Genomic DNA, 15,368 nt, shown 5'->3' on the forward strand with positions numbered 1-15,368 from the left:
CCGAATTTGTCTGGCGGCAATAGCGCGGTGGTCCCACCTGACCCCATGCCGAACTCAGCAGTGAAACGCCGTAGCGCCGATGGTAGTGTGGGGTCTCCCCATGTGAGAGTAGGGAACTGCCAGACATCAAATCAGTGAGAAAGCCACCCGATGGGTGGCTTTTTTGCGTTTGGGAGAGATAAAGTTTAATCCCTTATTTTTGTGGTAGTGGCCTCACGGTGAGAGGCCGTTGCGAACACCACGACCCACCTTCAGTTTTACTGATTTTGGCAAATTCAGTCGCCTGTACTTTTAGTTTTGTTTGTATAGTGGGGGGAAGTTTAGCCTAGCAAGAATAGGTAGCCACACACGATTTAAATCACCGCATCCCATAAAACACGGTATGGTGGCTGATACATTGTTTTGATGGTCGTTATTATCGATATCATAAAATTAAACCCCAAACCCCAAACCCCAAACCCCAAACCCCAAACCCCAAACCCCAAACTCCAAACCCCATTTCATACTTTATTAACCACTTTTTATCTCAGCGCATATCTCCCCCTGATTAGCTATAACCATAATTATGGTTGTTATTCTCCCTCTACAGCACAGCTATACCGAGTTTGGCACACTACATGAACCGTTATTGATAGGATGATTGATGCGTTAATTAAAGGGGGGAATTAAAGCTTCAGTGATAATGCCCTGCTTTAAACAAAATTATTTGGTCATTGAATAGATTGAGTAAATATAAAGTAGTGAGTAACAGCTCACAGGTTTGTGTGTTCCAGTATTGAGAGTGTCAAATTTATTACTAATTATTAGCTATTTCAATGTGTTAGAGGGGGTTAATAAAAAAGGTATCATTCACTGTTTTTTGCTGGGTATTGATAGGGCGAATAGGTTTAGTGGATATAAAGTAGTGAGTAACAGCTCACAGGTTTGTGTGTTCAGGTATTGAGGGTATCAAATATGTTGTTAATTATTATCTATCCCAATGGATTAGGGCAGATGAGTAAAAAACTTATCACTTACCGCTTCTTTTGATGGACATTGATAAGGTGAATAGGTTTGGCAAATATAAAGTAGTAAGTAACAGCTCACAGATTTGTGTGTTTTGGTATTAATCAGGATATCAAGTTAGTTGCTAAACTATTTATTTCAATGAGTTAATGAATTATTAGCAAGGGATTTATAACTCACTACTCTCTTTGCTGGGTATTGATAAGGTGAATGGGTTTGGTAAATATAAAGTAGTAAGTAACAGCTCACAGGTTTGTGTGTTCCGGTATTAATCAGGATATCAAGTTAGTTGCTAAACTATTTATTTCAATGAGTTAATGAATTATTAGCAAGGGATTTATAACTCACTAATCTCTTTGCTGGGTATTGATAAGGTGAATAGATTGAGTGGATATAAAGTAGTGAGTAACAGCTCACAGGTTTGTGTGTTCCAGTATTGAGAGTGTCAAATTTATTATTAATTATTAGCTATTTCAATGGATTAGATGGTGTTAATGAAAAAGTATCACTCACTGTTTTTTTGATGGATATTGATGAGGTGAATAGTTTGAGTGGATATAAAGTAGTGAGTAACAGCTCACAGGTTTGTGTGGTCCGGTATTGAGAGTATCAACCTTATTACTAAGCTTTAATTATACTAATGAGCGAGGCGCTTGAGTAACGTTCTGCTTTTATTCTTTTGAATGTATCTAAGATCTGTAATACATATCTTATAATTTAGATTATTTTTGTGTTATTGAGGATGTTAAAGTAACCCGTTGTTACTTAAGCTGTTTCTATGGTTATTGAGGATGTTAAAGTAACCCATTGTTACTTAAGCTGTTTCTGTGGTTATTGATGTATTAAAGTAACTTCTTGTTACTTAGGCTGTTTCTATGGTTATTGAGGATATTAAAGCACTCCCTTGTTACTTAGGCTGTTTCTGTGGTTATTGATGGTATTAAAGTAACCCATTGTTACTTAGGCTGTTTCTGTGGTTATTGATGTATTAAAGTAACTTCTTGTTACTTAGGCTGTTTCTATGGTTATTGAGGATATTAAAGCAAACCTATTGTTACTTAGGCTGTTTCTATGGTTATTGAAGATATTAAAGTAACCCTCCTGTTACTTAGACGGCTCTGTAGGTACTGAGAATATTAAAAAATGCCTTATCACTACTCACTTAGACTATTCCCAGCGGTATGCAATATCCACTCAGCCTGACGCTAGCGGCAATCAATCCCAGTTACGTACGGATAGATGATGAGGGAAATATTATATCTGTATTCATTTTTATTACTCTATGCCCTTTAAAAGATAGAGCTAAGATTAAAATCAGTAAGCCAATTAAATAAACGTTATCAGCCTCAGTTCTTTATTATAGAATTTATTAATGCTAATAAAAAATAAACTGAGGGGGATTGATAACAGATAAATTTATTACTCATTAGAAATAAAATTTATATATAATTAAATATAAATTACTTAAATTGCAGTAATGGATATTTATTAATAATTAATTTAAACCAAGGCGTAAATTGGTCAGGGGTATTTTTGATTTCTGTTTGTAAGTCTGAAGGTAATACCCAGCGAATGGCAGAAACTTCATCACGATTAGGGGTTACGGCGCCATCATAATAACCAATAAAAAGGTGGTCATATTCATGTTCAATTAAGCCGCCATTGACTTCTGCATGATAAACAAAGTGGCCAACTAATGAAATTTCGGTAGTAAAACCAAGCTCTTCCATTAATCGACGTTTAGCCGCCGCTAATGTGTCTTCGTTAGGGCGAGGATGGCTACAGCAGCTATTTGCCCATTGACCCGCAGAGTGGTATTTATGAGCAGCACGCTGTTGAATAAGTAATTCTCCCTTGGTATTAAAAATAAAAACCGAGAATGCGCGGTGTAATCTTCCCTGTTGATGGGCTAATAGTTTAGGCATAGTGCCTATAGGATTATCTTGTCTATCAACAAGAATGATCTTTTCTTCCATTTGATTTAATCTTCCGTATTAATTATTTCATTAGTTTATCATATTATAGTTCAATTCGTGTTACTTGTAGATTTGAGCTTTTTCATTGATAAACGCTATTTATAACGACCCTAATCACATATTAGCTATGTGACTAGGGGGATTTTTTAGACTCAATTGGTTTGCTTAGCAATTATGGGGAACGTAGGTACGTTGTTATGCACATTAAATAGCGACTATTTTTGTTGTAGCACCCATACAGCGGCCTCGACACGAGATTTTAGATTCAATTTTTTCAAGAGGTGCTTCACATGAACTTTGACTGTACTTTCTGCGATATCGAGTTTGCGAGCAATCATTTTATTTGATAGCCCTTGTGCAATAAGCTCTAAGATATTGGTTTCTCTAGGCGTTAAAGATAGAAGATTATTTTCGGTTTGTGGGCGATTGTCTCTCAGTGATTCTGCCAACACGGAAGTCAACGCTGGGCTAACCACCATTTTGCCACTGGCGGCTTCTTTAAGAGCGACAATCAGCTCTTCTGGCTCCATATCTTTCAATAGATAACCATCCGCTCCGCGTTTGAGGGCGCTAACAAGGTCTTCACCGTAATTAGAAACGGTGAAAAGAATGATCCTGCCAGATAATTCCCGTTTTCTAAGCTCATCTAGGGTTTCAAAACCATTCATACCTGGCATATTGAGATCAAGAAGGATAAGGTCTGGATCTTGTTCTTCAGCAATTTTTATACCTGTAGCGCCATCACCGGCTTCACCTATCACGAGTAATGATGGCTCAAGACTGATTAATTGTTTGACGCCATTTCTTAGCATCGGATGATCATCAATCAATAAAATCGTGGATTTTTCGCTCATTATATTTGTGTTTCCCATGAATTGCTTTGCTCCAAAATGATTAAGTAACAGGTAAAGAAAAGGTGACTTGCACTTTTGTTCCACCTTGCGCTCTTGGAATGATTTCACACTCACCATTAAGGCTAAGCGCTCGCTCTCTCATAATAATTAAACCATAGTGGTTTTGTTTGCTTGGTGTAGGGGCAATACCTTCGCCATTATCTTCGATTGTAATTGTGACAACACCGGAATCTTGTTGAAGAGTAACTTGTGCCCAATTGGCGTGAGCATGCTTCAGAATATTGCTCAGCGCTTCTCGGATTATCTGTATGATATGAATCGATTGATGGGGTGAAATGCTTTTCGCTGGAATATGGTAATTCAATAAAATCTTAAATCCCATCTTCTGACTAAATTCGTTAATTGTGCTTTCCAATGACGGAAGTAGTCCAGGCTCCATTAACTTTAATCGAAACGTGGTGAGTAACTCTCTAAGCTGACTATAGGCAGTGTTAATTTCACCTCGCATTTCACTGAGCAATTGTTGGTGTTTATCTGGCAAAGATTCAGGTTGCATTTGTAAATAGCTAATTTGCATTTTTAGACAAGACAGCGATTGGGCGATCGAATCGTGTAGCTCTCTTGCGATAGCAGAGCGTTCATCCATAATGAGTAATTGTTGCTGTTGCTCTATTTGATGTTCCATCGCTAGCATGCCTGAAATTTGTTTTACTAGCATAAGAACCAAGTTATTTTGTTCCTCAGAAATATCTTCATTATTCTCAATTTCCGCAGAAATGACACCATAACGGTGCATATTATCGGATAGCTCCCATAATAATGTTTTGGGATGATGAACAATATCTTTGGGAATAAATGACGGATCTTCGGATAGCGGATCATTTGAAGTACAACAAATTTCATGAAAGTATTTTTCATTGCTATCTTCGTAGAGCTTTAAACTCAAGTTTTTTAAACTTGTGATATTTTTGAGTTCGCCAAGGACTTTTTGTAATCGTAAATCGAGCGGCTCAGTTGAATGTAGTATCTGATTTGATTGATAAAGATAAGAAAGTACACGGTTCTTGTTGCGAAGATCGGCCGTTTTTTCCGCTACTCTCGATTCGAGCTGATGATAACTTTGTGCTAACTCATCAGACATTTGATTCAAGGTTAGCCCTAAAGTATTTAACTCATCTTGTTTGTTATTATTAGGGTATCGTTGGCTAAAATCTTTTTGCCCAATCGCATGAGCCATAGAGAGGAGTTTCATCCATGGATAATAAATTTTACGTCTAAGGTGCCAAATCGTGACCATTAATAACAAAAAGACTAAGCCAATAAAGATCATTTGTGTCATGGCGACATATGCGATTTTTCGTTCTGTTTTTTCGTCAATATCATGAACGAGTTCATCCAACATATTGACAAAAGAGATCACTTCATACCGCGCATCGCTGGCAGAATTGGCCTCAGAGAGTGCAGGGCGTAAGGTTTTTAACCAAAATGTGTGTAATTCGGAGAATTTTTCAGTGAGATCTTCAGCTTTAACAACTTGAGTTAATTCTAGGCTGGATAAATCATTTTCTAGTATATCAAGGTACTCTTTGGTATGGTCATTTAAAGGAATTAAAGAAAGCAGCCGGTAGCTTTGCATTCGAAGTGAACCGGATTTATTAATTGCATGAGCGTTACCTTGCACACTGATTATCATACGATTTGAAATCGTCATTCCGATAATACCAAGGATGGCTATAAGCAACATCAATCCGATAACTTGATTAATAATTGAAAATCGACGGTGAAATACCGGCATATTCATTTCCTTCAAAATGACCTCGCAATCTACTTTTTCTTTTTTATGATGGTTATATTGTTCAGAGATTGCTTAAATTTAAATATACTACTTCAGGGTTAACCCTAAATTTCTTATCTATAGGATAGCGTAAATATCAGGATAAAAGTAATTTAAATAAATCTATTTTTATTTTGAATATTTATAGGGTTAGCTAAATATACCCCTTGTACCCCTCTAGTAGGTTGTTTATATAGTGTGCAAAACCTAACTTGAATATTTCTTGATTTAGATCAGTCTAGCTGTTCCTAAATGAACACAAACTGACCTCATAAATGCTATTTATTGGGGTGAGTTATGTCTCAACGAGAAAGTTTAAATACACGGACAAAACAATCTGGAGCGATTATTCAGGATTGGCGCCCTGAAGATACTCAGTTTTGGCAAACAACAGGGCAGCGCATTGCAAATCGCAATTTGTGGATCTCTGTACCATGTTTGTTACTCGCATTCTGTGTCTGGATGTTATTTAGTGCAGTTGCCGTTAATTTAAATAAAGTAGGATTTAATTTCACAACTGACCAACTATTTTTATTAACAGCGCTACCCTCAGTTTCGGGTGCACTTTTACGAGTACCGTATTCATTTGTTATTCCTATTTTTGGTGGCCGTCGTTGGACTGCAATTAGTACTGTTTTTCTTGTTATTCCCTGTATTTGGTTAGGGTTTGCTGTTCAAAATCCAACAACACCTTATAGTGTTTTTGTCATTATTTCGTTGCTATGTGGTTTCGCTGGGGCCAATTTTGCGTCCAGTATGGCAAATATCAGTTTCTTCTTCCCTAAATCACGTCAAGGAGGAGCGCTTGGGCTAAATGGTGGCCTTGGTAATTTAGGGGTGAGCGTAATGCAGTTAGTTGCGCCATTTATTGTTGGTGTTGGCGTATTCTCTTTTATGGGGGGAGCAGGCACACCACAGGCTGATGGCTCTGTGTTATGGCTAGAAAATGCTGCATGGATTTGGGTACCTTTCTTATTATTTTTCACCGTGATGGCTTGGTTTGGCATGAATGATTTGGCAGCTAACAGAGCATCGTTAACGGCACAACTTCCTGTACTCAAAAGAGCCCATCTTTGGATCTTAAGTTTTCTTTATCTTGCGACCTTTGGGTCTTTCATTGGCTTTTCTGCAGGGTTTGCGATGCTGTCTAAGACGCAATTTCCTGACGTCATCATCTTAAAGTTCGCCTTTTTTGGGCCATTACTCGGCGCACTTGCCCGCCCTGCCGGAGGTATGCTGTCTGATCGCTTTGGCGGCGTAAAAGTGACGATGATTAACTTTATTGTGATGGCTATTTTCTCTGGATTGCTGTTCTTCACACTACCAACTCAAGGTCAGGGCGGCTCCTTTATCGCGTTTTACGCGGTATTTATGGTGCTGTTTTTAACGGCGGGATTAGGTAGTGGCTCAACATTCCAAATGATCGCAGTTGTTTTTCGCAAGCTAACTATTGATCGCGCCTTGTCTCTTGGGGCTTCAGAACAAGATGCACAAAAGCAAGCGGTGACAGAGAGCGCGGCAGCATTAGGTTTTATTTCCGCTATTGGGGCAATCGGTGGGTTCTTTATTCCAAAAGCATTTGGAACCTCTTTAACACTGACAGGTTCACCCGCTGGTGCGATGAAAGTTTTCTTCGTGTTCTATGTCTCTTGTGTGTTTATCACATGGTTAGTTTATGGGCGTAAGCACAAATAATAACAACCAATAAATACGATTTAAGCAATGTATGACGCCTGTCGGCGTCTCTTTGGAGGCAATCCGAATGAGCAAATTTTTAGACCGATTTCGTTATTTCAAACAGCTTGGCGAGACTTTTTCAGGCGATCACGGACAAGAGTTGAACGTCAATCGTGATTGGGAAAATGGTTATCGTAGCCGTTGGCAGCACGATAAAATTGTGCGCTCGACACATGGCGTAAACTGTACAGGGTCATGTAGTTGGAAGATATATGTCAAAAATGGTTTGGTAACATGGGAAACGCAACAAACAGATTACCCACGTACACGCCCTGACCTACCTGATCATGAACCAAGAGGCTGCCCGCGTGGAGCGAGTTACTCATGGTATCTTTACAGCGCTAATCGGGTGAAATATCCAATGGTTCGTAAGCGCTTACTAAAATTATGGCGTGAAGCGAAAGCAGAACATCAAGATCCTGTAAAGGCTTGGTTTTCTATTATCAATGATCCACAAAAAGCACAAAGCTATAAGCAAGCTCGTGGGCGCGGCGGCTTTGTACGCTCAAGCTGGCAGGAAGTAAATGAGCTGATAGCCGCAGCTAATGTCACAACGATTAAAGAGTTTGGCCCTGACCGTATTATTGGTTTCTCTCCAATACCCGCAATGTCGATGGTTTCTTATGCTTCAGGAGCAAGATATTTATCGTTGATTGGTGGTGTTTGCCTCAGTTTCTACGATTGGTATTGTGATTTACCGCCATCTTCACCGATGACTTGGGGTGAACAAACGGATGTACCAGAATCGGCGGATTGGTATAACTCCTCCTATATCATTGCATGGGGTTCTAATGTGCCTCAAACGCGTACTCCGGATGCGCATTTCTTTGCTGAAGTACGTTACAAAGGTACGAAAACGGTCGCAGTCACACCTGATTATGCCGAAATAGCTAAATTGTGTGACCACTGGTTGAATCCTAAACAGGGTACAGACAGTGCAATGGCGATGGCGATGGGGCATGTGATCCTTAAAGAATTCCATATCGAACGCCAAGCTGAGTATTTTCGTGAGTATGTACGTACTTACTCCGATATGCCAATGTTGGTTATGTTGGATAAACGTGAAGACGGAACATATGCTGGCGGTAGAATGTTACGAGCCGCCGATTTGGTTGATTCTCTGGGCGAAGAGAAAAATGCTGAGTGGAAAACCATTGCTATTGATGAAGCAACAGGGGCGTTATGTGTTCCTCAAGGTTCAATGGGGTTCCGCTGGGATGATAGTCGCAAATGGAACCTCGAGCCTCGTAAAGCGGATGATGGGCAAGAGTTCAAAATGCAGCTTAGCCTCTTGGATGGATGCGATGAGGTTGTCGAGGTTGGTTTCCCTTACTTTGGCGGCTTAGAAAGCGAACATTTCCAAAATGTTGAGCTTAAAGACGTGCTGTTACATAAACTGCCCGTAAAACGTATTCAATTGGCGGATGGTAGCGACGCTTTGGTGACCACTGTTTATGATTTGATACTCGCGAACTATGGTATTGAACGTGGTTTAGGCGATGAGAATTGTGCCGCAGATTACGATGATATGAAGGCATACTCCCCCGCATGGGCGGAGAAAGTGACGGGGGTTAGCCGTCAAAATATCATCCGGATTGCACGGGAATTTGCGGATACGGCAGAAAAAACGCATGGACGCTCTATGGTGATTGTTGGTGCAGGTATCAACCACTGGTATCACATGGATATGACCTATCGCGCTATTATTAATATGTTAGTGTTCTGTGGCTGTATAGGACAAAGTGGTGGTGGTTGGTCACACTATGTCGGACAAGAAAAATTACGTCCACAAACGGGTTGGCTGCCTCTTGCTTTTGGCTTAGATTGGCAACGTCCACCGCGCCATATGAATAGCACCTCATTTTTCTACAATCATTCAAGCCAATGGCGCTATGAAACAGTCAAGACGGAAGAGCTATTATCCCCATTAGCCGATAAAAAAGCATTTAGCGGCTCTCTTATTGATATGAATGTGCGCGCAGAGCGCATGGGATGGTTACCTTCCGCACCACAATTAAACGTTAACCCTATTACGATTGCTAAACAAGCCGAAAGTGCAGGTATGTCAGCGGTAGATTACACGGTTAACCAATTGAAAGAAGGGAATATTCGCTTTGCTGCGGAGCAACCCGATAGCCCACAAAACTTTCCGCGTAACCTATTTATTTGGCGTTCGAACCTACTTGGCTCAGCCGGTAAAGGCCATGAATATTTATTGAAATACCTATTAGGTACTGAAAATGGTATTCAGGGGCTTGATTTAGGACAACAAGGAGAAGTGAAGCCTGAAGAGGTTGAATGGGCAGATAAAGCGGCAGAAGGAAAAGTCGACTTAGTCGTAACCCTCGACTTTAGAATGTCGAGTACCTGTTTGTTCTCGGACGTGGTTCTACCAACCGCAACGTGGTATGAAAAAGACGATATGAATACTTCGGATATGCATCCATTTATTCATCCATTGTCTGCGGCGGTTGATCCTGCTTGGGAATCGAAAAGCGATTGGGAAATTTATAAAGGGATTGCTAAAGCATTCTCAGAAGTCAGCGTAGGTCACCTCGGGAAAGAAACCGACGTTGTTACGCTGCCAATCCAGCACGACAGTGCCGCTGAAATGGGGCAACCTTTCGATGTGCGTGATTGGAAAAAAGGCCAATGTGAATTGATCCCAGGGAAAACGGCACCGCACATTATGACGGTTGAGCGTGATTATCCATCGACCTATGCACGTTATACCTCACTTGGTCCTTTGATGGATAAGCTCGGTAATGGCGGTAAAGGGATCAGTTGGAATACGCAAGATGAAATAGACTTCCTGAAAAAACTGAATAAAACCCAACCTAGTGGCGTTAACCAAGGACGGCCGAAGATTGAAACTGCTATTGATGCTGCGGAAGTTATCTTAACGTTAGCACCAGAAACCAACGGGCAGGTGGCAGTGAAAGCGTGGGATGCTTTAGGTAAAGTCACAGGCCGTGATCATACCCATTTAGCACGCTATAAAGAGGATGAAAAAATCCGTTTCCGCGATATTGTTGCGCAGCCACGTAAAATCATCTCTAGTCCCACATGGTCAGGCTTGGAAGATGAGCATGTGTCTTACAATGCCTGTTATACCAATGTTCATGAAATGATCCCTTGGCGTACCTTAAGTGGTCGTCAACAGTTATATCAGGATCATGAGTGGATGAGAGCTTTTGGTGAAAGCCTTGTGGTTTATCGTCCTCCTATTGATACCCGTGCGGCCCAACCGTTGATGGGGAAAAAGCCAAATGGTTTCCCTGAAAAGGCGCTTAACTTCTTAACACCGCATCAAAAATGGGGGATCCACTCCACATATAGTGACAATTTACTGATGCTAACGCTGGGTCGAGGCGGACCGATTGTCTGGTTAAGTGAAGAAGATGCCCGCCAGTTAGGTATTGAAGACAACGATTGGGTAGAAGCCTTCAACAGCAACGGGGCGTTGACCGCGAAAGCCGTGGTGAGCCAGCGTATTCCTGATGGCATGATCATGATGTATCACGCGCAAGAACGCTTGATTAATTTGCCAGGCTCCGAAATTACGGCGCAGCGCGGCGGGATCCATAACTCAGTGACCCGCGTCTGCCCTAAACCGACCCACATGATTGGTGGTTATGGGCATTTAGCATATAGCTTCAACTACTATGGCACCGTGGGCTCTAACCGCGATGAATTTGTGGTGGTACGTAAAATGAAGCAGGTCGATTGGCTTGATGGTGAGCAAGATGGCTATCAGCAGGCGCTGAGCGGAAAGGAGAAAGCATAATGAAAATTCGTTCTCAAGTCGGCATGGTATTGAACCTCGACAAATGTATTGGTTGTCATACCTGTTCAGTGACCTGTAAGAATGTCTGGACCAGCCGTGAAGGCGTTGAATATGCTTGGTTTAATAACGTTGAAACGAAACCAGGTATCGGTTATCCCCATAATTGGGAAGATCAGGAAAAATGGAAGGGCGGCTGGATCCGTAATATCAAAGGTAAATTAGTGCCGCGTATGGGCAACCGAGTCGGGGTACTTTCAAAGATCTTCGCTAACCCAGATGTTCCTGCTCTGGATGATTACTATGAACCATTTGATTATGACTACAGTCATTTAAAAAATGCTAAAGAAGGGCAACATGTGCCAACGGCTCGCCCACGCTCATTAATTACTGGGCAGCGTATGAGCAATGTCAATATGGGGCCAAATTGGGAAGATGATCTTGGTGGCGAATTTAGCAAACGCGCACACGATAAGAACTTTGAGCATATTCAAAAAGAGATGTATGGGCAATTTGAAAATACATTCATGATGTATTTGCCGCGCTTATGTGAGCACTGTTTGAATCCAGCTTGTGTGGCGACTTGCCCGAGTGGTGCTATCTATAAACGTTCAGAAGATGGCATTGTCTTGATTGACCAAGATAAGTGTCGTGGTTGGCGAATGTGCTTAACAGGCTGTCCATACAAGAAAATTTACTTCAATTGGAAAAGTGGTAAATCAGAAAAATGTATTTTCTGCTATCCACGCATTGAGTCTGGTATGCCGACAGTGTGCTCTGAAACCTGTGTTGGGCGCATCCGTTATTTAGGCGTGCTGCTATACGATGCCGATAAGATTGAGCAAGCGGCGAGTGTAGAAAAAGAAACCGACCTATATCAAAGCCAACTTGATGTATTCCTTAACCCACATGATCCACATGTGATAGAAGAAGCACAAAAACAAGGGATCCCTCTGAGTGTGATCGACGCTGCTCAAAAGTCCCCTGTTTATAAAATGGCGATGGAGTGGAAGCTTGCATTGCCATTGCACCCAGAGTATCGAACTTTACCGATGGTGTGGTATGTGCCGCCTTTGTCACCCATCCAATCCGTTGCGGATGCAGGTATGTTGGCGAGCAATGGTGTCTTACCTGATGTTGAAAGTTTACGTATCCCAGTACAGTACCTAGCGAATTTATTAACCGCTGGAGATGTCGAGCCAGTATTGCTTGCACTAAAACGTATGTTAGCGATGCGTCACTATAAACGGGCTGAAACAGTAGAAAATCAATGTGATACCAGTGCACTAGAACAAGTTGGTCTAACAGAAGCTCAGGCACAAGAGATGTATCGTTATTTGGCAATAGCGAACTACGAAGACCGCTTTGTGATCCCATCAAGCCATCGTGAGTTAGCGCGAGAAGCTTTCCCAGAAGCGAAAGCGTGTGGCTTTAGCTTTGGCGATGGCTGTCATGGCAGCGATAGCAAGGTGAATTTGTTTAATAGTCGCCGTATCGATGCGATAGATGTGACACCAAAAACATCGCAGGAGAAAACATTATGATGTCGTTGAAAGTGATTTCGCGCTTACTTGACTACCCAAGTGAAGCGTTATGGCAGCATCGTGATGAGCTTATCGAGGCGCTAGAGCAAGCGAATGAGTTGCCATTTACCCAAGCCGTTCAACTGATGATGTTTGTGCGCGAATACCTTGATGAAGATCTGTTAGACATGCAAGCACAATATTGCGAGCTATTTGATAGAGGACGCGCAACTTCCTTGTTGCTATTTGAACATGTGCATGGGGAGTCTCGTGATAGAGGGCAAGCAATGGTTGATTTGATGGCGCAGTATCAACAGCAAGGATTGCAGATTGATTGCCGCGAATTACCGGACTATTTACCGATTTATTTGGAATATTTAACGGTATTAACCCCCGACCAAACCCGTGAAGGCTTAAGCGATATTGCGCCAATTTTGGCGCTATTGGGTGAAAGATTGAAACAACGCCAAAGCCGATTCGGTGTGTTATTTGACCTTCTTTTGACGCTATCGGCGACTGCTATCGAAACTAGCCAATTGAGTGGGCAAGTCGCAGCGGAAGCACGAGATGATACGCCAGAGGCATTGGATGCTGTTTGGGAAGAGGAGCAAGTGAAATTCTTTACCGATGAAAAAAGTTGCGCGAGTGAAGTGACGGCTCATCAACATCGCTTTGCAAACGCGGTTGTGCCTCAATACTTGGATCTTGATGCGGGCTATAATGCGGGAGTTCAAAAATGAATTTTATCAATCAATTCTTCTTCGATATTTACCCCTACATTGCCGGTACTGTGTTTATTGTCGGTAGCTGGTTACGCTATGACTATGGGCAATATAGCTGGCGAGCTGGTTCAAGCCAAATGCTTGATAAAAAGAATATGCGCTTAGCGTCCAATTTGTTCCATGTCGGGATCATTGGTGTCTTTTTGGGGCATTTTTTCGGTATGTTAACCCCGCATTGGGTATATGAGTCTTTCTTGCCAATGCATATTAAGCAATTGATGGCGATGATTGGTGGGGGCGTATGTGGGCTAATGGTACTGATAGGTGGAGCGATGTTATTAAAGCGCCGCTTAACGAATCCGCGTGTCAGAGCTACTTCATCCTTTGGCGATATTATGATCTTAACCTTACTGGTAATACAGGTCTGTTTAGGTTTACTGACTATTCCATTCTCTGCTCAGCATATGGATGGTAGTGAAATGTTGAAATTGGTAGGGTGGGCACAATCGGTTGTCACCTTCCATTGGGGGGCGTCACAATACCTCGAAGGAGTTGGAATTGTCTTTAAGTTACACCTTGTTTTAGGAATGACGCTATTTTTGTTATTCCCATTCTGCCGTTTAGTGCATATCTGGAGTGCGCCAATAGAGTATATTACGCGCCGTTACCAGCTAGTGAGAAATCGTCACTAAAAATATGGCCTTGCAAATGAAGGCAAGGCCAGCTCGTGTTCTTGTGTAAACAACAAATATTGCTAATGTAGCAACCCCATATCATAGATATGGGGTTTTTTGCTTCTTTAGGCGCTTAAACGTGTTTTGACTTGTTTGGCTAAAGTGATAAGCAAAACGAGTATAATGCCCACGATTAACCCAAAAATAAGGTTTGCCAATGAAGGCGTAATGAATTGCATTACCTTACCAATTGCAGGTGTTAACGATAGCGCTAGGGCTAACTCTTCTATCCAATAATAGACTGTTGTTATACCATGAGTCAGAATACCGCCTCCGACCATAAACATGGCAGCTGTGCCGACAACGGATAAGGTTTTCATTAGGTAAGGCGTGGCATAAATAAGCCATGTACCTAATTTGCTTAACCAAGCAGAAGCCTTTTTCTGTAAATAGAATCCGAGATCATCCAGTTTGACAATACCTGCCACTAGCCCATAAACCCCAATTGTCATAACAATCGCAATAATGGAAAGAACAATAACTTGGTTCATAAAGGTTGTTGCAGAAACGATACCGAGTGTGATCGCAATAATTTCAGCGGATAACACAAAATCCGTACGTACTGCTCCTTTGATTTTGCTTTTCTCAAATGCCGCCAGCTCTTCCGGCGACATGACGGCTTTTTGTTCCCTTTTTTCATGGTGTTCTTGGGCGGAATGGAGATATTTATGCATTAATTTTTCTGCGCCCTCAAAACACAGGTAAGCCCCACCAATCATCAGTAAAGGCGTCACGGCCCAAGGTATGAAGGCACTGATCAATAAGGCAAGCGGAACCAATATCAGTTTATTGATAAAAGAGCCTTTTGCTACGGCCCATACCACAGGGATTTCTCGTTCAGCTCGAACCCCTGTGACTTGTTGGGCATTTAAGGCGAGATCGTCACCTAATACACCGGAGGTTTTTTTCGCGGCCATTTTTGTCATTACAGAAACGTCATCTAATACGGCTGCAATGTCATCAAGTAAAGCAAGTAAGCTACTTCCTGCCACAGAGTGATCCTTTTTTGTCTAATTTAAGGTGTGTTTAATGTTAATTAGGCTGATATTGCGATAATTAGTTCACCTTTTGGTAGGTAAATAAATCCGATTTAGAAGGAATCTATGTCTGTAAGCCAAGAGATGGAGGCTCCACTTTTTAATTGTGAATTTTTTGTGACAGTGGAACCAATATATATATTTTCTCTCTAATCATCTAAA

General features: G+C 41.6%; 9 protein-coding genes and 1 rRNA gene. 6 read left to right on the forward strand and 4 right to left on the reverse strand.

The genetic code is table 11. The features are described 5' to 3' along the window. The first annotated feature begins 9 nt into the window (after positions 1–9). Positions 10–125: ribosomal RNA gene (rrf, locus tag I3B46_RS02700) — 5S ribosomal RNA — on the forward strand. Between the two features lie 2,340 nt (positions 126–2,465). On the opposite strand, the gene idi is transcribed toward rrf, so the two are convergent. The 3 genes from idi to narX form a co-directional block, all read right to left on the reverse strand. Then, positions 2,466–2,981, reverse strand: a complete 516-nt coding sequence (idi, locus tag I3B46_RS02705) for an isopentenyl-diphosphate Delta-isomerase (RefSeq protein WP_004923075.1) — start codon at positions 2,979–2,981, stop codon at positions 2,466–2,468. 215 nt (positions 2,982–3,196) lie between these two features. Beyond that, on the reverse strand, positions 3,197–3,835 hold the full coding sequence (gene narL, locus I3B46_RS02710) for a two-component system response regulator NarL (RefSeq protein WP_014656853.1): 639 nt from the start codon (positions 3,833–3,835) through the stop codon (positions 3,197–3,199). Positions 3,836–3,875: 40 nt separating this feature from the next. Further along, a complete protein-coding gene (gene narX / locus I3B46_RS02715; protein WP_014656852.1) occupies positions 3,876–5,630 on the reverse strand; it encodes a nitrate/nitrite two-component system sensor histidine kinase NarX in 1,755 nt (584 codons plus the stop codon). Positions 5,631–5,966: 336 nt separating this feature from the next. Here narX and I3B46_RS02720 point away from each other — a divergent pair, with 336 nt between their 5' ends. From I3B46_RS02720 to narI, 5 genes are all read left to right on the forward strand, one after another. After that, the gene (locus tag I3B46_RS02720; protein ID WP_040132752.1) at positions 5,967–7,364 is read left to right on the forward strand and encodes a NarK family nitrate/nitrite MFS transporter; all 1,398 of its coding nucleotides are present in this window, start codon (positions 5,967–5,969) and stop codon (positions 7,362–7,364) included. Positions 7,365–7,431: 67 nt separating this feature from the next. Beyond that, positions 7,432–11,193 (forward strand): nitrate reductase subunit alpha, encoded by a 3,762-nt coding sequence (locus I3B46_RS02725; protein WP_036941951.1) that lies wholly within the window; start codon positions 7,432–7,434, stop codon positions 11,191–11,193. Continuing rightward, on the forward strand, positions 11,193–12,734 hold the full coding sequence (gene narH / locus I3B46_RS02730; RefSeq protein ID WP_004926510.1) for a nitrate reductase subunit beta: 1,542 nt from the start codon (positions 11,193–11,195) through the stop codon (positions 12,732–12,734). Before I3B46_RS02725 ends, narH begins: the two co-directional genes overlap by 1 nt. Further along, on the forward strand, positions 12,731–13,453 hold the full coding sequence (gene narJ, locus I3B46_RS02735) for a nitrate reductase molybdenum cofactor assembly chaperone (protein ID WP_040132754.1): 723 nt from the start codon (positions 12,731–12,733) through the stop codon (positions 13,451–13,453). Before narH ends, narJ begins: the two co-directional genes overlap by 4 nt. Continuing rightward, the gene (narI, locus tag I3B46_RS02740) at positions 13,450–14,127 is read left to right on the forward strand and encodes a respiratory nitrate reductase subunit gamma (RefSeq protein WP_004926515.1); all 678 of its coding nucleotides are present in this window, start codon (positions 13,450–13,452) and stop codon (positions 14,125–14,127) included. The genes narJ and narI overlap by 4 nt, the downstream gene beginning before the upstream one ends. Before the next feature lie 107 nt (positions 14,128–14,234). Here the strand turns inward: narI and I3B46_RS02745 are convergent, their stop codons facing one another. Continuing rightward, positions 14,235–15,161, reverse strand: coding sequence for a DUF808 domain-containing protein (locus I3B46_RS02745; protein ID WP_004926518.1), 927 nt, complete (start codon positions 15,159–15,161; stop codon positions 14,235–14,237). Between the last annotated feature and the right edge of the window lie 207 nt (positions 15,162–15,368).

Origin of the sequence: Providencia sp. 2.29, from assembly GCF_015832305.1 — a bacterium.
Lineage (GTDB): Bacteria > Pseudomonadota > Gammaproteobacteria > Enterobacterales > Enterobacteriaceae > Providencia > Providencia stuartii.

Excerpts from the sequence above, each read along its gene's own strand:
- idi (WP_004923075.1), bottom strand. The coding sequence starts at position 2,981 with ATGGAAGAAAAGATCATTCTTGTTGATAGACAAGATAATCCTATAGGC.
- narL (WP_014656853.1), bottom strand. The coding sequence starts at position 3,835 with ATGAGCGAAAAATCCACGATTTTATTGATTGATGATCATCCGATGCTA.
- narX (WP_014656852.1), bottom strand. The coding sequence starts at position 5,630 with ATGCCGGTATTTCACCGTCGATTTTCAATTATTAATCAAGTTATCGGA.
- I3B46_RS02720 (WP_040132752.1), top strand. The coding sequence starts at position 5,967 with ATGTCTCAACGAGAAAGTTTAAATACACGGACAAAACAATCTGGAGCG.
- I3B46_RS02725 (WP_036941951.1), top strand. The coding sequence starts at position 7,432 with ATGAGCAAATTTTTAGACCGATTTCGTTATTTCAAACAGCTTGGCGAG.
- narH (WP_004926510.1), top strand. The coding sequence starts at position 11,193 with ATGAAAATTCGTTCTCAAGTCGGCATGGTATTGAACCTCGACAAATGT.
- narJ (WP_040132754.1), top strand. The coding sequence starts at position 12,731 with ATGATGTCGTTGAAAGTGATTTCGCGCTTACTTGACTACCCAAGTGAA.
- narI (WP_004926515.1), top strand. The coding sequence starts at position 13,450 with ATGAATTTTATCAATCAATTCTTCTTCGATATTTACCCCTACATTGCC.